The organism is Phyllobacterium sp. 22229 (genome assembly GCF_052056495.1).
In the GTDB taxonomy this organism is placed as follows: Bacteria; Pseudomonadota; Alphaproteobacteria; order Rhizobiales; family Rhizobiaceae; genus Phyllobacterium; species Phyllobacterium myrsinacearum.
On the sequence record NZ_JBQEPA010000034.1, the window covers coordinates 1 to 21,939 of the forward strand.

A 21,939-nucleotide genomic window follows, 5' to 3' on the forward strand; every position below is an offset into this window, starting at 1 on the left:
TCAATGTCCATCCAGCGCTTGTGCGTCTCCTGCGTCGCATCGCCCTGAATTCCATCAATCTGCAAGTAAATCGGCATTGTCTAGCTCCTTGGTCAGTAGGACTGGCGGGATATACCCTCTCTTTGAAATTGCCCAAGTAAAATATGGACAACATATTCACCCCTTAGCATCGTTTTGTGACGGATGTTCAGGTGGATCCTGCAATAGCTTTACCGGTTCGACAGAAACAAGAAGCCCCCCGGCATCATCTGTATCTACACGTACAACTTCCGGATGTAAATTCTCCAGTGTCAATTGCAATATATTGCGTGAAAGTTTTGGCAGCAACTCGCGCGATATGGTCGATTCGATCGCTCTTGCGCCGGTTTCCACAGCTTTGGAGCGGGCAATCAGCGCCTCGGTAACCCTTGCCGAAACGGCAAGATCGGCTTTGTACACATCACGCAGGCGCTTGCCGACCTTGTCGAGCTGCAGCTTGACGATGAGACCCAAGACCTTGTCGTCAAGTGGCTTATAGGGAACAATCGTCACGCGGCCCAGAAATGCCGGCTTGAACTGCCCGAGCAACTCCGGCTGCAGCATATCGACCAGAGCCTGTCCTTCAGGCATGGTGTCGGGATCAGCAGCAAGCGCGGTGAGCGTATTTGTGCCGGTATTGGCGGTCATCAGGATAGTTGTGTTCTTGAAATCGATGTCCCGGCCCTCGCCGTCCTTCAGCATCCCCTTGTCGAAGACCTGATAGAAAATATCCTGAACACCCGGATGCGCCTTGTCGATTTCATCAAGCAGCAACACGCCATAGGGCCGCTTGCGCACCGCTTCGGTCAGTATTCCACCCTCGCCATATCCGACATATCCCGGGGGAGAGCCGAGAAGCAGCGAAACCTTATGCTCTTCTTTGAACTCCGACATGTTGATGATCGTCAGATTCTGGTCTCCGCCATACAGCGTCGAGGCCAATGCCAAAGCGGTTTCGGTTTTGCCGACGCCAGAGGTTCCCACCATGAGGAAGACGCCGGGTGGGCGCCGGTCATCACCGAGATTGGCGCGTGCCGTGATCATGGCGTCCGAAATAAGCGCAATTGCCTGATCCTGTCCGACAACCCGTTCCTGAAGACGCGCTTCCAGTGTCTGTACAGCTTCAACGAGACTGCGCACCAGACGGCCGACAGGAATGCCGGTCCAGCGGGCAGCAACAGCAGCAACGGTTTCGCGGTCGACCACGCGGTGAATCAGCGGAGACTCGCCCTGCAGCAGGTGCAGTTCCTTCTCCAGCAATCCGAGTTTCGGCCTGCTTCCCGGCTCGTCAATCGTATTTTCAATCGCGTCGGCCGCCTTGACGAGAGACTTCTCCTGTTCCAACCGCGCGGTGAATGCCCTGGCCGTGGCCTGCAATGTGCTCAGTTGGGCCCCGATCTCGACCAAACGCTCCCGGCCGGCCGTTGTTTCAGGCTCCAATTCCAATCGCTGCCGTTCAAGATTGAGCAGATCAATGGCACGATTGGCATCTTCGATTTGCGCCGGAACGGTGGCACGGGAGATAGACACCGCTGCCGATGCCGTATCAATCAGACTGACCGCCTTGTCCGGCAGCTGCCGCCCCTGGATATAGCGCATCGACAATGAAACGGCGGCCCTTACAGCCTCGTCGCGAATCTTGACCTGATGGTGTTTTTCAAGGGCTGGCACAAGGCTGCGGACCATGCGCACGGCTGTTTCTTCATCCGGTTCATCCACCTTGACAACCTGAAACCGGCGGGTCAGTGCCGCATCGCGTTCGAAATATTTCTTGTATTCCGCCCAGGTGGTTGCCGCGACCGTACGAAGCTCGCCGCGTGCCAGCGCCGGCTTGAGCAAATTGGCGGCATCCCCCTGCCCCGCCTGGCCGCCGGCGCCGACCAGACTATGCGCCTCATCGATAAAGAGTATCACCGGAACGGGGGACGACTTCACATCATCGATAACGCCTTTCAGCCGCCGTTCGAACTCGCCTTTGACGCCGGCCCCTGCCTGCAGGAGGCCAAGGTCAAGCGTCAGCAAGCGGATGTCACGCAGCATTTCCGGCACATTGCCGGCAATGATCTCAAGGGCAAATGCCTCGACGATTGCGGTCTTTCCCACGCCTGCTTCGCCGACAAGGATGGGATTGTTCTGTCTGCGGCGAACGAGAATATCGATCAACTGGCGCAGCTCAGCCTCGCGGCCGACCACCGCATCGATTTCGCCGTTGCGCGCCTGTTCGGTCAGATCAATGGTAAACGCGGACAGAAACTCTTCGCTGCCGTTGCGCAGCGGTGCGGCCTGTGCCGTTGGCGTCACTGGCACCTCCGCTCCGCGTTCTTCCATCTGGCGTTCCAGTTCGCCCAGCCGGATATCCCGCGCCGATGGCAACGAACTGATCGTCGTGGCACGCAATGTGCTGTCGGACAGCAATGTGTGAAGAAGATCAAGGATTCCGATACTGGTTCGGCTGCTTTGCAATGACACCGCAATCCATGCTTCGCGAATGACATCAATGATTCCCGTCGAAATCGCGGGGGCTGCCGTATTGTCGCGCGGATAGCGCTCCAATGCCCGGTAAGCCTCCGATTCCAACGCCGCCGGATCACCGCCGCTGCGCTGAACAATCGGACCAAAGCGCTCGCTCTTATCATTCAAGCCAAGAAGCCAATGCTCGATCTCGACATGGGAATGATTATTCCTGACGGCAATGGCAACCGCCTCTTCCAGTCCAACGACCACATCGCCGTCAAGCTTTTGAACCAGCCGCCTCAGATCCAGTTTTGGCATGAATTACAACCCTGCTCCCGCTTTCATCACAGCACAATAGAAATATCCATGGCAGGAAATCAATCGCCAAAGCGCCAGCATTGAAAAGGCCGACAATGAAACAACAGTGCCCCATAAAATATGACAGTACGATATCACGCGAACATGATCTTCATGGACGGCAGGATGAATCTTGCCAAACCGCCGTGACAGCGGTCATTTGCCAATGTTCCGTTTGACATATTCTTCTTTTAAGGTCCAAAACGGCGATACGGAGTTTGTGTATTTGGGTTTGCGCATGAATAACTATGAAATTCTCGGTATAGCGTTTGCGGGTGACAAACCTTGCGGGGTGAACCTGAGAACGGACGGCACACTGGTTTTCGCCTATCAAGCCATCCGGGATGCGCGCTCAACGGCACGTTCCGAAGACCGGACAAGCGAGAATCCGGCCATTGTCAGTCAGGACGATGAACGCAATGTGCGCAATGCGGCACCCTTTGTGCACAAACCCTCGAGCCAATGGCGTAACGTCCATGATCTCTGCTTCGAGGCACTCTCCCTTCATACCAAGGACATAGAACTGTTCTCATGGCTTCTGGAGGCGGCCGTCCGCGTGGAAGGGATCAGCGCGGTGGCGGAAGTACTCGGCGCCTTCGACAAGATCATCAAGGACCATTTCGGTCAGATCCATTCAATCGACGATGAAGACATATCGGATAAACTCGCGCCCCTGACCGGTCTCAACGGCAGCCAGGATGACGGCACGCTGGTGCGGCCGCTGCGGCTTGTTTCTCTCCTTCCCAACGAGAGTTATGGCCGCTTCAGCCTTTGGGCATATGATCAGGCGTTCCGTGATCTTTCCGGTCCGCAATGGGGAGAGTTTCGCGATGCACTCGAACATGTCGATGTCCACGGCTTCAGCCGCGCCAAGAACGATGCAATGCGCTCGCAGGCAGCGCTGGCTTCCATAGATGCGTTTCTGACGCAGGAGAGCGGCAGCAGTATCGGCGCTTTTTCCGTTTCCAGGATACAGTCGGTTCTCGACTCCATCAGCGGGGCTTACAACGAAATGGAAAAGCTCATCACGCAGACACTGCCAAGCGTGGTTCCGGTCGCAGCGAGCGCCCATGGCGAACAGCCCGTCAATCCCGGCGTTCCGTTGCAGGCGCCGATGGCTGCCGGCGCCATCCAAAACCGCGAACAGGCATTTGATCAGCTCTTGCAGATTGCCGCTTTTTTTCGCATGAGCGAACCGAATTCAGCCATTCCGCTCGCTCTGGAAACACTTGTTCGCCGGGGCCGGATGGACTTTTTGCGCCTTCTGGAAGAACTTATCCCCCAGGATGATCTGCGTCGCGATGTACTCTTGCGCGCAGGAATAGACGCCAATCAACGGCGGGAAGGAAACTGATCGGGTGAGCCGTGACAGTATAGACTACATCCATTGGTTGAGAAATTAGTTGCTAACTCGAAATGGTTTGCAATAATCCCCCCACTTCTCAAGAAGCACACATAGGCAGGAGGCATCAATTGGCCAGCGTTCACGACAAACTCGAAAGAGTCCGCAAGCCGAGGGTACACATCAAATACGAAGTTGAAACCGAAGGTGCCGTTGTCGAAAAGGAACTGCCATTCGTTGTTGGTGTTCTCGGCGATTTTTCCGGTAATCCATCGGAGCCGCTCAAGCCATTCGGCGAGCGCAAGTTCGTTCAGATCGACCGCGACAACTTCGACGACGTCATGCGCCGCATGACACCGGGGCTGAATATCCGCGTGGAAAACACCATTGAAGGCAAAGGCCGCGAGATGCCGGTTTCGCTCAAATTTGAAAAACTTGAAGATTTCGAGCCCGGTTCCATCGTCGAGCAGGTGCCTGCTCTCAAGTCCCTGCTGGATGCCCGCAACCAGTTGCGCGATCTTCTGACCAAGGCCGACCGTTCGGAAAATCTGGAAGTACTGCTTGAACGCATTCTGCAGAACCAGGCGGACCTGAAGAAACTTGCTGCAGAGCTTGACGAGCGTAAACCTGACAGCGAAAAAGGGACGAAATAAATGGCGACCTCCAAGAGTGCATCGCAAGGGACCACGACCGTTGTAACGGAGAGCCTCCTTGACGAAGCGATCTCCGCAACCAAGCAGACGTCCGCAGACCGCACGGAGCAGTTGCTGCGCACCCTGACGAGCGAAGCTTTGAAGGGGACGGTTTCCTACAACCGCAATCTTTCGGTCACGATCAACAATGCGATCAAAAAGATCGACGAACTGCTGTCGACGCAGGTCGCCGAGATCATGCACAATGAGGACTTTCGCAAGCTCGAGGGCAGTTGGCGGGGTTTGCGCTATCTCGTCTACAACAGCGAAACCAGTGCAAATCTCAAGATTCGCGTCCTGAACGCCAGCAAGCGCGACCTGTCGCGCGACCTGTCAAAGGCGGTCGAGTTCGATCAGAGCAAGATATTCAAGACCATCTATGAAAGCGAATTCGGCATTGCCGGCGGCGAGCCGTTCGGTGCGCTCATCGGCGACTATGAGTTCGGCAATTCGTTTGAAGACATTGAAACCCTGCAGAACATGAGTTCGGTTGCTGCGGCGGCCTTTGCTCCGTTCATCGCGGCGGCCGGACCCACACTTTTCGGCTTCGATGACTTCACCGAATTGTCCAAGCCGCGGGATCTGGAGAAGATTTTCCAGACCAAGGAATACATCAAGTGGCGGTCGTTCCGCGAAAGCAGCGATTCTCGCTTCGTTACCCTGACGATGCCGCGCGTTCTCACACGCATGCCCTACGGTCCGGCAACATTGACCATTGATGAATTCGATTTCAACGAAGCCATCAAGTTCGGCGACAACGCAATGGATCACGGCAGTTACTGCTGGTCGAACGCCTCCTATATCCTCGGCTCGCGCCTGACGGATGCATTTGCCAAGAATGGCTGGTGCACCGCCATTCGCGGCGCGGAAAATGGCGGCAAGGTCGAATCCCTGCCCGTTCATGTGTTCCAGAGCGATGACGGTGATACGGATACCAAATGCCCGACAGAAATCGGCATTACCGACCGCCGCGATGCCGAGCTTGGAAAACTGGGCTTCCTGCCCCTGTGCCATTACAAGAACACCGACTATGCCGTGTTCTTCGGCGCGCAGACAACACACAGGCCGGAGAAATACGACCGCCCGGAAGCAACGGAGAATGCCGCGATTTCAGCACGCCTGCCTTACATGATGGCAACGTCCCGGTTTGCGCATTATCTGAAAGTGATCGGCCGCGACAAGATCGGTTCCTTCATGGAGGCGGAAGATTGCCAGGCCTGGCTCAACCGCTGGATCAACAACTATGTGAATGCCAATGACGATGCCGGACCGGAAAATCGTGCGGCCTATCCGCTGCGTGACGCCCGTGTCGAAGTCAAGGCTGTTGCGGGCAGTCCTGGTTCCTACGAAGCAATTGCATGGCTGCGCCCATGGTTGCAGATGGAAGAACTGACAACGTCATTGCGCATGGTTGCACGCATCCCCAAGGCAAGAAATTGAACGATATCCCGGCGCCCGTATGCGCGCCGGGAAACAGTAGTGTTGATTGAATCGGCCGCCTTGCGCAGACGGAAACAGGAGCACTCGTGTTCCCCTCCGTTGGCGCACAGGCGGTCTTTCTGCCCGCATGTTCACCGGAAGAATGCAGGAGTGATGATTTCGTGATATCCGAGCGTCTGACACCGGATTTAGAACGATATGCGATCCGTCAATCATCTTCCGATGCCGCTGCGCCGGATATGGCGGCAACATCTGTCATTCGCTTGCAGATTGACCGGCTGATTGATGCCATTGACCAAACTCTGACGCTGCAGGTCAACCGCATCATACACCATGCGGATTTTCAACGGCTGGAAGCGCTGTGGCGCAATCTGCTTCAGCTGATCCAACTGCCAACGGGCACAAGCCCCGTGCAAATTCGCGTTTTCTCCGCCAAGTGGAAAGAGATCGCCCGCGATATCGAACGGGCTGCGGATTTTGACCAGAGCCGGCTGTTCGAACTGATCTATTCGCAGGAGTTCGATATGCCCGGCGGTCAGCCCTATGGCCTCCTGATCGGAGATTATACGATTACCGCAGGTATCAATCCCGCAACGGGCACGGACGACATAGCCATTGTCGAGGGCATATCGAGCGTTGCGGCGGCGGCCTTTTCTCCGTTCATTTGCGCTGCGGGCCCATCGCTCCTTGATCTTGAAACCTTTGCCGATCTCGATCGCCTGCCGGATCTTTCATTTCTGCTCAAGCCGCAGCGGGCAGCCCGTTGGAACAGGTTGCGCCAGGCGTCCGACACGCGGTTTCTCGGATTGACGCTGCCGCGGATTCTGGTTCGTCCGCCTTACCGGAACAATGATATCGCGCGGCGGGACGGCTTTGTCTTTCGCGAGGAAACCGACCCCGATGGCAGCTCCCTTCTTTGGGGCAATTCGGCCTTCGCCTTCGCCTTGCTCGTTCTGAGGGAATATGCCTCGTCCGGATGGTTCGCGGATCTGCGGGGGGTGCGGGAAGACGAGCACAATGGCGGGCTCGTGGATTCACTGTCCTATGTATCGTTTCATACGGACAAACATGCTTTTGCCTCCCAGCCGCCCGTTGAACAGCGGCTCAATGCGGAGCAGGAACAAACGCTGAGTGAAGCAGGCTTTGTCCCGCTTTCCACCGTGCCCTATACACCGCACCTGGTGTTCAATTCCAATCAATCCGTGCACAAGGCGGCACGGTATGATTCGGAAATCGCCAATCGCAACGCACGCATTGCCTCCATGCTGCAATATGTGCTTTGCGCCTGCCGCTTTGCCCATTATCTCAAAATGATCATGCGTGAAAATGTCGGCCAGATTGCAACCTCCGATAGCTTGCGTGACACGCTGGAAAGCTGGCTGTTTACGTATTGCATCGGCAATGATGATGCAGACAGCAGCGTGAAGGCCCGTCATCCGCTACGGTCAGCATCGGTCGACGTTCGGGAAATACCGGGCCGTCCCGGAGTGTATGGCTGCGTCATGCGGCTCCAGCCTCATTTTCAGCTCGATGACGTCACGGCAAGTTTCCAGCTTCTTGCCGATATGAACAGCAAATCAGACCAGTCCAGCAGGGGTAAAGCGCTATGACAAACGCAACCGGAAGCGTTTCCGCTCTCATCGACGCCGGCGATCTGCAAGGCGCAGTCAGTGCAGCCTTGTCGGTCGTTAAGCAGCGGCCAACAGATGGTGCCGCCCGCCGCCGCCTGATCGATCTTCTCATTGTGAGCGGCGACTTTGAACGGGCTGACAAACAGGCCGACATTCTTTCAAAAACCATTCCTGACATGATGGTGGGATTGGCGCTCCTGCGCGGCCGACTGCGTGCTGCCGACGCGCGGGCCGCCTGGTTTGAAACCGGTGCAGTGCCGGCTTTTCCCGACGGGCCGAGCGCGAACGATCAGCTGGCAATGAAGAATGCCCTGGCGATCGGGGGGGGCCATGCAGGCATCAACGGAGTGGCCGCGACGGCCTTTCCCGAGAATGTCATCGGCGGTTCGGTCAAAGTCGACGGTCGCTCTGCAGCTTCATTTCGGGACCTTGATGACCGCATTCCGCACGCCGTTGAAATTCTCCACACGAATGGCACCTATATGTGGATCGATTTCAACCGGATCAACCGGATCGAGTTTCAGCCTGTCCGCAGCCTGCGCGATCTCACCTGGCGTCATGCGCTGTTAACACTTCGCGACGACTCCCAGTCGGAAATCATCATGCCTGCCACCTATTTCACGCGCGATGGCAGTGATGCCATGAAGCTTGGACGCACGACTGACTGGACGGAAGCGGGCGGCGGCCTGTTTGCCGGCAAGGGTCAGAAATGCCTGCTGGTTGATGACGATGTTGTCGGACTGCTCGACGTGACGTCGATTGAATTCCTTCACGGTCCGGCGAACTAGATCATGGCGGTGAGCGGCAGGATATCCTTTGAATCCGTTCTTGACCGGTTGATGGATTACGACCCGGATATGACGGCTGACCAGCCATTGACCCCGCGCGAACAGATCAACCGCGTGCGAGAAAACGTTCGCCGGGATATTGAAGCCCTGCTCAATGCCCAGCAATGGCCCCATAGCATCGAAAAGGAATTCGATGAGCTTCAGACCAGCCTGCTGCGCTTTGGCACTCCGGGATTTCATGGGCTTATGCTGGCAACGACCCAGCAGCGCCTGCATCTGGCCGAAGCAATTCGAAAGGTCATCACGGCGTTTGATCCGCGATTGGCGCGCGTGCGGGTTGGTCTGGGCAAAAGCCGTGGTAACCAGGACCGCGTTCTCGATTTGCGCATAGAAGCGGAGATGCTGCTTCCAGACGGCGTGGAAGCGATTGTCTTCGATACCTCGCTCGATCCGGCCACCCGGCATTTCATGATTGGCGGCGTCCATCATGGCTAACCGCTTTCTTAACTGGTACAACAGCGAACTCGGCTCCTTGCGCAAACGCGCTGCCCGTTTTGCCCAGCAGCACCCGAAGATCGCTGGCCGGCTTCGCCTCACGCCGGAAGCGGTCGATGATCCGCACGTGGAGCGGCTTGTTCAAGGGTTTGCCTATACGGCCGCACGCATCCGGCAAAAAATCGACGACGATTTTCCCGAGTTAACGGAAACAATGCTGGAGGCGCTCTACCCGCACTATCTGGCACAGATCCCATCCATGTCGATCCTCAAGTTCGACCCATCCCCTCAACAGGACGAGTCGATCGGTCTTTCCCGCGGGATGATTGTCGATTCCGAACCGGTCAGGGGCGACACCTGCCGCTTTTCCACAACGCAGGACCTCAGACTCAGTCCGATCGCCGTTACCGATTGCAAGCTCGCGCAGCCGCCCTACGTGGCCCCGCCGGCGCCGGATCTGTCTCCCATGGCATGCCTGTCGATCAGTGTCGCGACGACCGGGCCGGTTGATGCGCTCGCAAATCTCGATCTTGATCGGCTGACCTTCTTCATCAGGGCCCCCTTTGCAACGGGAGCGGCGCTTTATGAACTTTTGTTCAACCACACCATCGGCATTGCCGCCGGGCGGCATCGCGAGGACAAGGCAGCGTTGCGTCTTTCGCCAGGTGCGCTGAAACCGGTCAGCTTCGACCACGACCGGCGGATGCTGCCTTATTCCAAGCGCAGCTTTCCGGGATTCCGGTTACTGGCTGAATTCTTTGCACTGCCCGAGAAGTTTCTGTTTTTTGAGCTGAGCGGGTTGAAATCATTTCTTGGCAGCATACCGGGTAAAGAGTTCCACCTCTTTTTCTATCTCGACACGCCAGCCAGCACGCTTGCCAATGCAGTGGGCGCAACAAGCTTCGATCTGAACTGCACACCGGTCATCAATCTGTTCGAGCAGCGGGCTGAACCGATTTCTGTCGACCATATGCGCGATGAATACGATGTACTGCCAGATGCCCGCTACAATTCGACCCGCGAGATTTATGCCATTGAACGGGTTGATATTTCGGATCAGAAAGGCCAGCGCAAGGAGGTCCCTCCCTTCTTCGGCCGCAAGAAGCAAAGCAATGAAAGCCGTGCCGGCATATACTGGCAGTACACGCGCGACATTGATGAGGACAACAAATCTTTCAAGGCAAAGCTGCGATTTGTCGATATGAATCTCAATCCGGCAGCGCCGGAAGATCATCTGGTGGCTTCTGTCGATACGCTGTGCATCAATCGCGGCTTGCCTGAACTCCTGCCCTTCGGCGGTGGGCAACCTTATTTCAAGGCCCAGGCCGCAGTCGCCGAGATCGGCCATATCCATTGCCTTTTGCCTCCCACCCATACCCACCGATTTGAGTCGCAAGGCGAGTCCTATTGGAAGCTGATATCGCATCTTTCTCTCAACCATCTTCCGCTGACCAGCGGAGATCCGGAGATACTGAAAAGCATGCTGCGGCTGTACGATTTCAGACAAGCGCCGGAAATGCGCTCGCTGATTGAAGCAATATCCTCAGTGACAAGCCAGAAGGCGACAGCCCGATTGAGCGATGGGAGCATTGCAAGCGGCGTCGACGTGACGATCGAGTTCAATGATGCCTTGATAGATCGCGGCGTTGCCTATCTTTTCGGCTCGGTCCTGTCGCATTTTTTTGGGCTCTACGCCTCCATCAATACATTTGCCCGCCTTACAGTGCGGCTCACCGGCCTCGCATTGCCTGTGGTGCGCTTTCCACCGCGCACGGCCGATGAGGTGCTGTTGTGACCGATGTTCGGCCGGTATCCCTTCTTGACCGGTTGAAAGCCGAGCCACATCTGTTTGATCCCCATGCGGCACATCTGCTGCTCGAATTGGGTGGAGAGCAAGCTGCATCCGCCGTTACGCTGACATCCCATGCCACCCACAGTCACGCGGCTACAGCGCTCTCGGGCACCGAGAATCGCGGCGGGAATGTCCATATTCACGCAAATTATATCGGGCTGATCGGACCGGTAGCGGCATTGCCATCTGTCTATACCGACCGGGCGCTCGACGAGAAACGCAGACGCAGTTCCAGCTATTTTGACTTTCTGGAAATATTTGCGGGGGAACTGCGCCAACTGTTCTTTGCCAGCACGCGAAAATACCGGCTGTCCAGCTTGATCCAGCTCTTTGGTATCGGTCCGAATAACAAGATTACCCGGAGCATTTATGCGCTGCTCGGGCTTGCGGCGCCAAAGTTGGTCGAGGGGCTGAGGATTGAACCTGAAGTACCGCTGTATTTTTCTGGTTTTTTCGCCAACCAGCGACGCACCGCTATCAATCTGAAACTCATGCTGTCCGAATTTCTCGGCTATGAGGTCGCCGTCCATCAATTTCAGAAGCGCTGGCTGCCAGTCGATCCGGCGGAACAGACGCGCCTGGGACGCGACAGGCAGGAAAACGCCTTGCTGGGAATCACGGCCATCGCCGGGTCATCCTATGCCGATCGCCGAAGTGCCATCCGGATTGCAATCGGCCCGCTGCGATATGGCCAATATCTGTCACTCATGCCGGCGGGCAAGAAATTTGCAGAGCTGCGCGAATTGGTGCGCCTTTACTGCGGTCCCTCGCTCTCCTTTGAGATACAGCTCATTCTGGCCAAGGAGGATATTCCGGAGGCCCGTCTGCAGGGCGGATCACCCGTTGGCCGCCTCGGGTGGGATTTATGGGTCAGGCAGGCTCCGGCCGTCAAAGACAGCGACGACGCGGTATTCGACCCCGATAAAATCGTCTGATGCAGCCCTACCCCTGCTGGCGGAAATATTTGACGGTCACAAGCGGCCTTCCAGGATCGCTTTGCAGTTTCTCCGCCAGGCCTTTGAACGCCTCCTTACCTGCGGTCACATCGAGTTTGTCATCGGACTGGATAGCGATGAAAATATAGGGGACTGACAGGTTCTTTGGCGGCGGGGCAAGCTTGAGATTGAAGGTTGTTTTGTCGCCCTGTCGCTCCGACGGATTGATTGTCTCAACAGTGCCATCGGGCCGGACAAGAAGCACCCGGACGTTGCTGCGTTCTATGCCGTCGAGGGTGGCAAGCAGCGGGTCTGCCGAACCCAACACCTCGTGCTTGAGCGTGAAAGCCGCCTTGCCTGCGTTCACTGGGACAGCGGCCATAAAGGCCACGGCATCACACTGTGCTTCCGCTATCTGGCGGACATTGATTGTCGGCTCGTAGCCGAATTTGCTGATGAAAGCACGTTCCATCTCGATGAATGGGCCCACGCCCCGCGCGAAACCCTCAATATTGATCGTCTGCTGCACCGCAGTTGCACCGTGGGCAAAAAAGCAGGGGCCGCCCGCAAACTGCCTTATCCATTCAGCTTCCGTCACCGGGGCTTGCGGCAGACCATTGCCGCCCGGCACAGGCGCCTCTTGCTTCTGCTCCCCGGATGCCAGGACATCCGGCTTTGGCCCGGCATCGGCAAGCGGCATGCCCGGCTTTTCCTCACCTGTCATCTTTGTCTCTGGCGGCGGTTCCACGGCGGGGGGCCGCGCCGGCTTTACCGTCTCGGCTCCGGTCCCGGCATCCGGCTGCAGCGGGGGAATGATCTGTTCTGCCTTTGGCTTTGTTCCATTTTCACCGGCTTCCAGCTTGAATTCCGATTTGCCTGCTGCCGGCACTGGTCTGGACGTGTTTTGCGCGGTCAGGTAGGCCCTGATTTGCTCTTGATGGTTGTATCCATACCAACCTGCCCCACCCAGGGCGAGCAACAGGCAGGCAAGAGCCAGCCATTTTCCGGAAGTACCCTTTGCACTGGACGGGCGCAGTGCACTCTGCCCGCGCCCGTCTCGCGCAACTGCCGGCATAGGTGCGCGGCGCGCGGGCGAATCTTTTGTAACAGGGATCATCGGGCGCAGGGCATCGATGATCTCCTCCTTTTTGGGTCTGAGCGCCGGATTCGGTTGCAACATGCGCTGGATGATGGATCGTGCGGCTGGATGGATCGTCGCAAGATCCGGAACCGATTGACGTTTTCTGACCACATCGGCATGCGTACCGCTCATATCGATCGGTATCCCGCGCAGCGCGGCAGCAAAGACCAGCCCCAAACTGTAGATGTCACTTGGCTCATGAACGTCACCGCCGAACAATCCGAGCTGCTCTGGCGAGACATAGTTGTACTTTCCGGCAAAGCTTCCGGCAAGGAGCGTGCGGTCGCCGCCGATGCCGAGCCGCGCAATGCCAAAGTCAATGAGTTTGGCGCCCTCAACATTGCCCCCCGACAAAATGATGTTGTCGCAGGAAATATCGCGATGAATGACACCCCGTTCGTGGGCCACTTTGAGACCTGAGGTCATCCGGCTGATGAGTTTGGCCGCTTCGGCCAGACTGAGCGGACGGTCCTTTATACGCTCGTAGAGGGATGGTCCTTCCACGAGTTCCATCGTCAGATAGGCGGTATTGGACAAGCGGTCGACCGAGAAGACGTGATAGCGGACAATCGCATCATGTCCCAAAGAGTTGAGAATGGAGGCTTCCTGCTTGAAAAGCGCAATGACCTGTTCATCACTGGCAAGATGCGGCAGGATGACTTTGATCGCCACCTCGTCGAGTGTTTGAATATTGTGCCCTTTATAGACCTCGGACATGCCGCCCACGGCGAGAAGTGCAGTTACTTCATAGATGTCGTTCAGGCGTGTTCCAGGCTTGATGCTTCCGGATTGGAGTTGTTCGCGCATCATGACCGCCCATCAAGGACTGTGGTTATACGATAGTTGACGACGACGACCGTAACGTTGTCGCTCCCTCCCCGTTCGAGCGCGCCATCAATCAGTGAACGGCATGCCGCTTCAGGTGCCTGCGACAGCACAATGTCCTGAATCTCCAACGCCGAAAGGTGGGCCGTAAGGCCATCGCTGCACAGGATGAATGTATCTCCGTCTCTCAGCTCGCTGCTGATGAGGTCCAGATGGGGTGTCTCCCGAACCCCGATGGCATGCAGGATAATGTTCTTGCCTTTGAAACTGGCAGCACCCTCCGGATCAAGTGTACCGTTGTCAAGCATCTGCTGAACTTGCGTATGATCGCGTGAGAGCTGTGTCATGCGGTTGCCGCGATTAAGGTAAAGCCGGCTGTCGCCTGACCATACAACGGAAAATTGCTGACCAGTGACCAGCAGGGCCACCAGTGTCGACCCCATGACGCCCAATCCATGTTCCTGCGTCAGATTGCGGATATCCTGATTGACGGTAAAAATTTGTTCGCGGAAATCCTGAAGCTTTGCCTCATGCACTGCGTGATGGCCGACCCGTCCGGCCGCCTGCGCAATCATCGATGCGGCAACGTCGCCGTGGGAATGGCCGCCCATGCCATCCGCAACAAGCCATACCCCGTTCTGCGGCTTGGCGAGGAAACGGTCCTCATTGACCGGCCGCACACGTCCGGTATGGGTCATCGCATGGGAAACAAACCATCCTGCTGGCTCCGCTGCGTGGATTTTGCTGTGCGTTGGAACGGTCATGTCTTTCGCTTGTTAGCAGCTCTTGGGTTGAAGGGCATTCGACCAATTTTGTCTGTTGTTCGGTTAGTCAGTGCCGGTCGGTCAGAAACAGCGTCCAGTTGTCCGATGACTGGGTATCCACTTCCTTGAATACGCCTCGCAAATGATTGCGCTGCCAGCAAGCATCTTTACCGGTAATCTGGAATTTTTTCGTATCGACACATAATGTAACCGCACCGTCCAGAATCGGCCGCCCCCGAACATCAATGGCGTGAACATAGATATAGCGGTTTGAGAGCTTTGACTTTATGACATCCGCGCAGCGATTGGCAGCAACGGCCCACCACCCCTCCGTCCGCATTTCGCCCCCAACCTGCTCGCCGATCGCAACATTGGCAACGTCGGCAGTCTGATTGCACACGGTGAAGGCCGCGTGCGCCGCGTCGGGCGCCGCGCATAACAAGGGCGCCGCGAGAACCGCGGCAAACCAGAATGTCTCCTTCGCATTAAAGATCTGTGTTTTCCTGCCTGTGCCACAGCAACTGTGCCGAATCTGGTCCATCATTGAAAAGTTCCGCATCCAAATCGCTATACTCTTGGTATCCAACACTTTATTTGAATAGTCTATGGCCAGACAAGAAATGCCGGAGAAGCCAATGCGACTTGTTCTGAGATTGGAGAACCGATCCCTGCACGGGGATGATGTGGTGCCGGAATTTGCTGCGGATCAGCGCGCCTTCATCATCGGCCGCTCCGAGGAAGCGGATTGGTCTTTGCCGGACAGAAGCCGCTTTGTTTCGACCAAGCACTGCCGTATTTTCCATGAACAGGATGGGTATTGGGTGGAGGATCTGTCGGCGAACGGGCTTCTGATCAATGGAGAGGAGTTGCAAAGGGGCACGCGCCGTGCCCTCTCGGCTGGCGATCTCATCGAGATCGGAGCCTATCAGCTTCGTGTGTTTCTGGAGCATCAGCGGCCGCCCGAGCCGTTGCTTACAGCGGAAGAAACAGTCTTCCTTTCCCGTGGCGGCGACGCGCCGCTGCGCGTGATGGAAGACCGCACTATACTGCTTGGGGCAGAACAGAGCCCGCCGGTACAGCCACGCCATCCCCGCACGTCCGATGTTCTCCCAGCGGTGAAGCCGGTCAAGCCCCGGCCATCTCTGGCCCCTTCCCATTCGCGAGAGCGGTTTATCGAACATTTCGCTCGTGGGGCTGGCATCGACCCGGATACGCTCGCTGGGCGGCACGATGACGAGTTTGCCGAAGAGCTGGGTGCAATCTTCCGCACGATCGTCCCTGGATTGACGCAGCTTCTCACCGCACGGTCGCAATTGCGGGCCTTGATCCGGAGCACCAGGCAGACGATTCTGAAACCCAACGGCAACAACCCCCTGAAATTCATCCCTGAAACCTCGGCCGCACTCGGTGCCCTGTTTGCAGTGAACAAACATGAATATCTCGATGCAGCAACGAGTTTCAGCGAAGCGCTTGACGAGCTTAGGCAGCACGAACAAGCGGTTTTCCAGTCGGTGCAAACCGCCCTCTTCCGCCTGCTCAACGAATTATCACCCGATGCGATCGAAGCATCGGGCAGGAGCGCATTCCTGTCGGGAAAAGGTGCGCGGTGGACCCGCTACGTCAACGCCTGGAACGAACGCAATGAGCCCTATGAGAACGGTATTCTCGATGTATTCCTGCACTATTTCGGCGAAGCCTATGATGAGAAGATCGGAAAAGGGCGGATGGAAGACTGAATACCGGCAGGCCATTCATCCCGGCAATCTGGCAAGAATGGCGTCAACAGCAGCGCTATAGGCACGAAATCGCGCTGCCTTGATCCGTGCCTCGCGATAAACCGGTGAAACCTGTGTACCGCCTTGCCCCGACATCTTGCGGCTGGACCAATCTGTGATCCATCCTGCGGTCTTGCCATAAAGAAATGGATTGGCATCAAACACCGAAGCATCCAGCAGGGAACTCAGCTGCGTATCCGGGGATGCGGAAAGAACGGAAACGGCGCCGCCGCCGCCAAGAAAATGAGCGAGATAGAGATTACCGGCGGTACCGGCAATGCCCGACGCCTTGAGCGTTGCTTCATTCTCGTTGGCGAGATTCATGACCATCTCGGTCGCCAGCGTCGGATCCGATTTCAGGGCCAGCAACTCACTGACGCTCATTTTTGAAACAAGGTCCGCCCGATAGGCACTCATCATGCGCAGCCACGTGCTGTTAATGAATTGTCCCAGGCCGCTGGCCGAGGACAATGGGTTTGCCGCGTTGGGATTGCCGCCGCTTTCCACATGGATAATCCGCTGGACGAGCTTCTCGGCTTCTCCATCCAGGCCGATTTCGCTGTACCCATAGCCTAGAGGATCCACAAGCCCGCCATTTGCCATCAGTTCGAAATGCAAATGCGGGCCTGTACTCAGACCCGTGGAGCCGACGAATCCGATGACTTGGCCTGCCTTTACGGCCTTGCCTGCGACAATGCCGTTCGCAAAACCCTGCAGGTGGGCATAATGCGTCTCTCTGGCACCCGCGTGGCTGATCTTGATGAAATTGCCGAAACTCCCGTTGGTGCCAGCGAAACTGATTGTGCCGTCAAACGAGGCATAAACCGGCGTTCCCGCCGGCGCGGACCAGTCGACGCCTTCGTGAAATTTGACCGACCCGAGAATGGGATGAACACGCGGACCGAAGCCCGAGCGGAAAACGCCCTTGACCGGCAGCACAAAACCTTCAGCGCCGCCCAAGCCCGAAGTGGTATCGTCTTCCGTCATGCAGGCATAGTCGCCGCCACGTTCGGGACGCAGCAAATAACATTTCAAGGTTTCATCACCCCGCCGAACTGAAACATAGAGTACGCGCCCGCTCTCATTGGTCCCGTCACGCGGTGTTTCGGAATACAGAAGGGATATTTTGTCTTCCGGTGAAATGAATTTCCCCAAATCATAGAGCCGCGACATTCGCATGATCGTCTCGGTAATCACATTGACGGGAACCTCATTGCGGATGCCGGCGCTGTAGATTCCATCCATGATGCGAAAATTCTGATCAAGTTTCGCGCCTTCGCCGCCATGGGTAAGGTCGTTCCAGCTTTCATCCTTCCAGGGATCGTCGATTTTGAGATAACTGCCGTCATCTGCCCGGGCCACACTACCGATCAACCCTTCACTGCCATAGAGCGATATTTGTACCGGAGCGGTTGTTCCGCTCTGCGCATCAACGACCGCCGTGCGCCAGACTGCAAGATAACCAGGCCTAAGCATCTGAATGTTCAAATGTTTGGCCACGCTCTCGGCGGCCTTGGCCGTTTCGGCGGGTGTCGTATCACCGTCCTGAAGAACATCTTTTACGCTGCGCTCGGCAAGCAGCCTGACGACAAATTGCTGGTTTTGCGGCAAACGCCTCTTTTCATCGATGATTTCGATATTGCTTGAACTGCCGGGTGAAGACGCTTCAATCTGGGCCGTTTCACCGGGCGATATCTTGCCTTCCCAGCCCGCATCGGACGGGGATGCGTCGGCTGGCAAGATGGGCTGCGCCGGGTTTTGCTGGGCAACTTGCGGTGATGGCGACGTTGCCGCGGCTGTTTGCATGAGCGCAAAATCCTGCGGTGTCGCAGGCAACGCCGTCATGAGCCTTACGGAGCCCGACAACATTGTATCTGCAACAAAATAGATCGGGCCGTTAATCTCCGAACCGCTGGTGTTTCTCTGGAAACGGATCTCGCTCTTTTGCGGCCTCGGCTTTTCATTGTTGACGGACTGGAGCAGCAGTGCGTCTCGCCGGTCATCTGTCGCAGACAGTTCAAACTCGCCTTCCTTGCCAGCGGATTGAACTTCACCCTCGGGTATGACCAGGGTCTGGTTTGTCAAATCGTTCGGCGTGCCGGAAAATTTTGACAGATAAACGAATGCTCCTGCAGCCATTGCGGCACATGCAGCAAGAGCAACCCCCTGCCGCAGGCGACGCCGGTTGCGGCGTTGCCGCGCCACTGTTTTGGCCTGTTTAAAATCGGCCCTTATCGTATGGAGTTCATCTCCACGCATGGATCAGCAACGGATAGCAAGGGAAACCCGATACGCGGGTTGAAATCGTCGGGTGCGGATCTCAAGCTCTGACATCAGCGATACACGCCGCCAATAAGACTTCCGCGCAGGCTTTTCTTTGGCGGGGCTGCTGGCGCGGCAGGTTTGAAGACACGCGGCGAATCGGGTTCGGAGACGGCGATGCGAGAGGTTCGTGGTTTTGCGGACATGCGCGGGCCAGGCCGGACCGGCGCAACAACCTGACGAGGGGGCTCATAGAGGCAAACAACGGAAGGTTCTCGCTGCAGATTGTCGTAAAGAAACTGGCTGGGATCCGTATCGGTTGCCTTCAGCTTTTTGGTGGCAAAATAGCGGGTCATTGCTTCGCGCGAGCTTGCGCCCCACACGCCGTCCACATCGGAGGTATAGCAGCCCAGCCGTTGCAACTCTGTCTGGATGGCCCAGACAAGGTCTTCCTGACCGAAGATTTCCGCGGGTGCTTCCGGCATGTATATGACCGGGTTGATGCCCATCTGCATATTGAGCGCCGGAGGATAGGCAGGGTCATTGGGTGAAGTGGCGGTTAGCCCCCCAGCAGGTCCTTGCGCTCCATCCTCTACATTGGTCCGGCGTGTCAGCCCCTGATCGGCGCGGGGCTCAGATCCACCCAGCGCGGCCACGCGATTTTCCGCATCGCCTTTGACCGCAGCGGACGGCTCCGAGAAATAAAACTGCTGTTTCAAGGACGACTGATCCCAAGGTGTTTGCTGATAAAGCGTTGCCTTCTCGACATCGTTACGGACCTGGATCATCAGATCGGAAATACTCAGGCCCGGCGTTTTGATGTGATCAACAAGCGCCTTGGTAAACGGGCTGAACGAGCTTGTCCCATCATAGCTGATATTTCCGGGCTGCGTGGCAAAAGCCACAAACACCCCGGCACCAGCCGTAACCTGTGCCAAACCGGCATTGACGGATCCACCGCCGGGGAGTGGATTGTTGCGGCACGCGTCAAGGAAGACCAGGGTCTGCCGGTTGCGCCGCTGAACTTCACCAATCACCGTGTCGAGACTGATCGTTTCATCTGCAATCTTGGATTTGTCGTTGAGGCGCGCGTCGACCGGCACCAGATAATTGACACCATTGAGCTGAAATCCATGCCCGGAGAAATAGACGAGTGCCACATCCGCGGTTTCCGCCTGAGTCTTGAATTCTTCAAATATTCGGTCGAATTCCGCATGTGTCGTATCATTGGCCGGAAAAATATCAAAACCTTCATCGCGCAGCGCGGCTGAAATTCCGGCGGCGTCATTGGCCGGATTGACCAGTTTTTCGACATACTGATAATTGGCGTTTCCCACGACAAGTGCGATACGCTTGTGGCTGCCGGCGGTGATGATCTCAGCCTGGGCGACGTGCCCGGCGAAAAGAAGCGCAAGACACGTCAAAACCACCCGTCCAACATGTGCAAGAAACCATTCTGGGGTTAGCGCGTAAGGCGTCACTCGACTGTCTCTACAGCTCATGGGGCTTGACCAGACGGGTTTTGTCCAGCTTACTCCGGTTGCGGATCTGATTGTCGCCAGATCACACTGGATAAGGAAAAATAGCCTATTTCCTGCTCTACTTGCAACCATGTTGTATGGGGAACTAAAATCGCAAGGCTTCAATATTTGCCTCCCGCAAGGCAAATAGAGAAACTACTGTGATGGTCATCGGCAGGAACAACCATGCGAATCGAACTTCAGGCTCAAAACAATCCCAATGACACGTCATTCACGGGTTCAATGGTTGTGCATGAGGCGCAATTTACCATTGGCCGGGGTGAAAACTGCAGTTGGGTGATCAGGGATAGCCGGCGTGTCGTGTCCAAGCATCACTGCACGCTTGAGCAGCGCGAAGACGGTGTCTATCTGGTCGACAAGAGCACCAATGGTGTCAGTGTCAGCGGTGTTGCCGCCGACCGTCGCTACGGGCATCGGCTGTCGGATGGCGATACAATCGAGATTGCGGACTATCGTTTCCGCATTGCCATCCGGATAGAGAATGTCATGCCAATTCACAGCCCGGATACCTTGCCAGGTCCAAGCCTGACATCGATCCTGTCTGACATTGCGCCGGGCGGGATCGGCGCAACGAGCAAACTTCCCGGCGAAAGTCGCGATGAACTCTTCGACAGTCCGGCAAAGCCAGTAACGCGCGAAGCGCTTGGCGCGGTTGATGTCGGATGGGACGGGCCGCCGATCACGGAAGTCGATATCGTCAAGCCGTATCATGCGATCCGGCCCTCGGCCCTTGCGGATCGGATTGAGCAGACACCGAGCGCCAATTCGCTGTTCGATCTTCCCGTTGTCCGTCCCATTCTGCCGGAAAACTGGGACAGTGATGACGAGGAGCCTGTTGCGCCTGCGCTATCGGCATCACCCCATATGCCGCAACTTGCACCTCAATCTCATGCCGCACCTGCGCCAGCCGCGCGGCCAGCTTACGCCGTCCAACCCCGACCGGAGCCGGCCGAGCATGCTGATGCCAGGCTTTTGGCCGCATTCCTCCAGGGTGCCGGGATCGACGCAGCATTGTCATCGGATGTCGATGCAGAGCAGCTCATGCGAAAGGCCGGCGCGGCGCTCAAGATTGCTTTTGTCGAGCTTTACGAAATGCATGTCGGAAAAAATGCCTCCGCCGCCCGCCTGGAACTTGACGGCATTGCCGGTGAAACGCCCTGGATCTTTTCGCTGGCAGGGCAAAGGAACGATCGGTTAATGGACAGTATCATCGAGTTCATCGGGGATGCAGATCCCACAGACATGAAACTGATCGAGCGGGATTTTCACGCAATCACTAATCACCAGACGGCTCTGTCTGCTGCCGTTCTCGACTTTATCGGCGAAGTCCAGCGGGCCATCGATCCTGCCACCCTTTCCACCAGGGCGAAAGCAAAGGCCATACCCGCCCTGCGCAAGGCTGCGCTCTGGGATGAGTTCCTTGCGTCTTCCAGTCTTTTTGACGGTCAGACGGCGGGCAAACCAAAGCCAGCGCTGATGAAACTTCTGCGCAAGTTCTTTCCCCAGCCATAATTGGGCGCGCTCAAGATTACGTTGACGTGATGCTGTCTTATCTGCAAGTTACAGCAGGTTCACAACCTTAGATTGGGCATATGTCCCACTATAGCGCACGGGGAGAATAGTATGC

Annotated in this window: 16 protein-coding genes; 10 read left to right on the forward strand and 6 right to left on the reverse strand. The window is 56.6% G+C overall.

All coding sequences use genetic code 11. The features are described 5' to 3' along the window. Positions 1 to 156 precede the first annotated feature (156 nt). A complete protein-coding gene (gene tssH, locus ACTJJ7_RS26635) occupies positions 157 to 2,790 on the reverse strand; it encodes a type VI secretion system ATPase TssH (RefSeq protein ID WP_440969366.1) in 2,634 nt (877 codons plus the stop codon). A gap of 277 nt (positions 2,791 to 3,067) precedes the next feature. On the opposite strand from tssH, the gene ACTJJ7_RS26640 reads away from it, so the two are divergent. The 8 genes from ACTJJ7_RS26640 to tssG all read left to right on the forward strand — a co-directional run bounded on the left by ACTJJ7_RS26640 (position 3,068) and on the right by tssG (position 12,004). Beyond that, complete coding sequence (locus ACTJJ7_RS26640) at positions 3,068 to 4,183, forward strand: ImpA family type VI secretion system protein (RefSeq protein WP_440969367.1); 1,116 nt, start codon at positions 3,068 to 3,070, stop codon at positions 4,181 to 4,183. 119 nt (positions 4,184 to 4,302) lie between these two features. Further along, on the forward strand, positions 4,303 to 4,824 hold the full coding sequence (tssB, locus tag ACTJJ7_RS26645) for a type VI secretion system contractile sheath small subunit (RefSeq protein WP_105737524.1): 522 nt from the start codon (positions 4,303 to 4,305) through the stop codon (positions 4,822 to 4,824). After that, positions 4,825 to 6,303: a type VI secretion system contractile sheath large subunit gene (gene tssC, locus ACTJJ7_RS26650; RefSeq protein WP_105737526.1), complete on the forward strand. Its 1,479-nt coding sequence runs from the start codon at positions 4,825 to 4,827 to the stop codon at positions 6,301 to 6,303. A 161-nt stretch (positions 6,304 to 6,464) separates the two neighbouring features. Further along, positions 6,465 to 7,913 carry a type VI secretion system contractile sheath large subunit gene (tssC, locus tag ACTJJ7_RS26655; RefSeq protein ID WP_245421233.1) on the forward strand — a complete coding sequence of 483 codons (1,449 nt, stop codon included), beginning with the start codon at positions 6,465 to 6,467 and terminating at the stop codon, positions 7,911 to 7,913. Beyond that, positions 7,910 to 8,722, forward strand: coding sequence for a type VI secretion system accessory protein TagJ (locus tag ACTJJ7_RS26660; protein WP_440969368.1), 813 nt, complete (start codon positions 7,910 to 7,912; stop codon positions 8,720 to 8,722). Before tssC (ACTJJ7_RS26655) ends, ACTJJ7_RS26660 begins: the two co-directional genes overlap by 4 nt. A gap of 3 nt (positions 8,723 to 8,725) precedes the next feature. Next, on the forward strand, positions 8,726 to 9,217 hold the full coding sequence (gene tssE / locus ACTJJ7_RS26665; RefSeq protein ID WP_440969369.1) for a type VI secretion system baseplate subunit TssE: 492 nt from the start codon (positions 8,726 to 8,728) through the stop codon (positions 9,215 to 9,217). Further along, positions 9,210 to 11,012, forward strand: a complete 1,803-nt coding sequence (gene tssF / locus ACTJJ7_RS26670; protein ID WP_130272852.1) for a type VI secretion system baseplate subunit TssF — start codon at positions 9,210 to 9,212, stop codon at positions 11,010 to 11,012. The genes tssE and tssF overlap by 8 nt, the downstream gene beginning before the upstream one ends. A gap of 32 nt (positions 11,013 to 11,044) precedes the next feature. After that, positions 11,045 to 12,004, forward strand: a complete 960-nt coding sequence (gene tssG / locus ACTJJ7_RS26675; protein ID WP_158531363.1) for a type VI secretion system baseplate subunit TssG — start codon at positions 11,045 to 11,047, stop codon at positions 12,002 to 12,004. Between the two features lie 7 nt (positions 12,005 to 12,011). Here the strand turns inward: tssG and ACTJJ7_RS26680 are convergent, their stop codons facing one another. The 3 genes from ACTJJ7_RS26680 to ACTJJ7_RS26690 form a co-directional block, all read right to left on the reverse strand. Beyond that, complete coding sequence (locus tag ACTJJ7_RS26680; RefSeq protein ID WP_281032779.1) at positions 12,012 to 13,952, reverse strand: serine/threonine-protein kinase; 1,941 nt, start codon at positions 13,950 to 13,952, stop codon at positions 12,012 to 12,014. After that, on the reverse strand, positions 13,952 to 14,734 hold the full coding sequence (locus ACTJJ7_RS26685) for a PP2C family protein-serine/threonine phosphatase (RefSeq protein ID WP_105737540.1): 783 nt from the start codon (positions 14,732 to 14,734) through the stop codon (positions 13,952 to 13,954). Before ACTJJ7_RS26685 ends, ACTJJ7_RS26680 begins: the two co-directional genes overlap by 1 nt. A gap of 67 nt (positions 14,735 to 14,801) precedes the next feature. Then, positions 14,802 to 15,278 (reverse strand): DUF1036 domain-containing protein, encoded by a 477-nt coding sequence (locus ACTJJ7_RS26690; protein WP_245421234.1) that lies wholly within the window; start codon positions 15,276 to 15,278, stop codon positions 14,802 to 14,804. Between the two features lie 91 nt (positions 15,279 to 15,369). Between ACTJJ7_RS26690 and tagH the strand changes: the two genes are divergently transcribed. Next, positions 15,370 to 16,470: a type VI secretion system-associated FHA domain protein TagH gene (gene tagH, locus ACTJJ7_RS26695; protein WP_158531362.1), complete on the forward strand. Its 1,101-nt coding sequence runs from the start codon at positions 15,370 to 15,372 to the stop codon at positions 16,468 to 16,470. 15 nt (positions 16,471 to 16,485) lie between these two features. Here the strand turns inward: tagH and ACTJJ7_RS26700 are convergent, their stop codons facing one another. Next, entirely contained in the window at positions 16,486 to 18,648 is a 2,163-nt protein-coding gene (locus ACTJJ7_RS26700) for a peptidoglycan DD-metalloendopeptidase family protein (protein WP_165401954.1), read from the reverse strand. Positions 18,649 to 18,842: 194 nt separating this feature from the next. After that, a complete protein-coding gene (locus ACTJJ7_RS26705; RefSeq protein WP_130272849.1) occupies positions 18,843 to 20,417 on the reverse strand; it encodes a caspase family protein in 1,575 nt (524 codons plus the stop codon). A 60-nt stretch (positions 20,418 to 20,477) separates the two neighbouring features. On the opposite strand from ACTJJ7_RS26705, the gene ACTJJ7_RS26710 reads away from it, so the two are divergent. Then, a complete protein-coding gene (locus ACTJJ7_RS26710; RefSeq protein ID WP_105737549.1) occupies positions 20,478 to 21,824 on the forward strand; it encodes a type VI secretion system-associated FHA domain protein in 1,347 nt (448 codons plus the stop codon). Positions 21,825 to 21,939 lie beyond the last annotated feature (115 nt).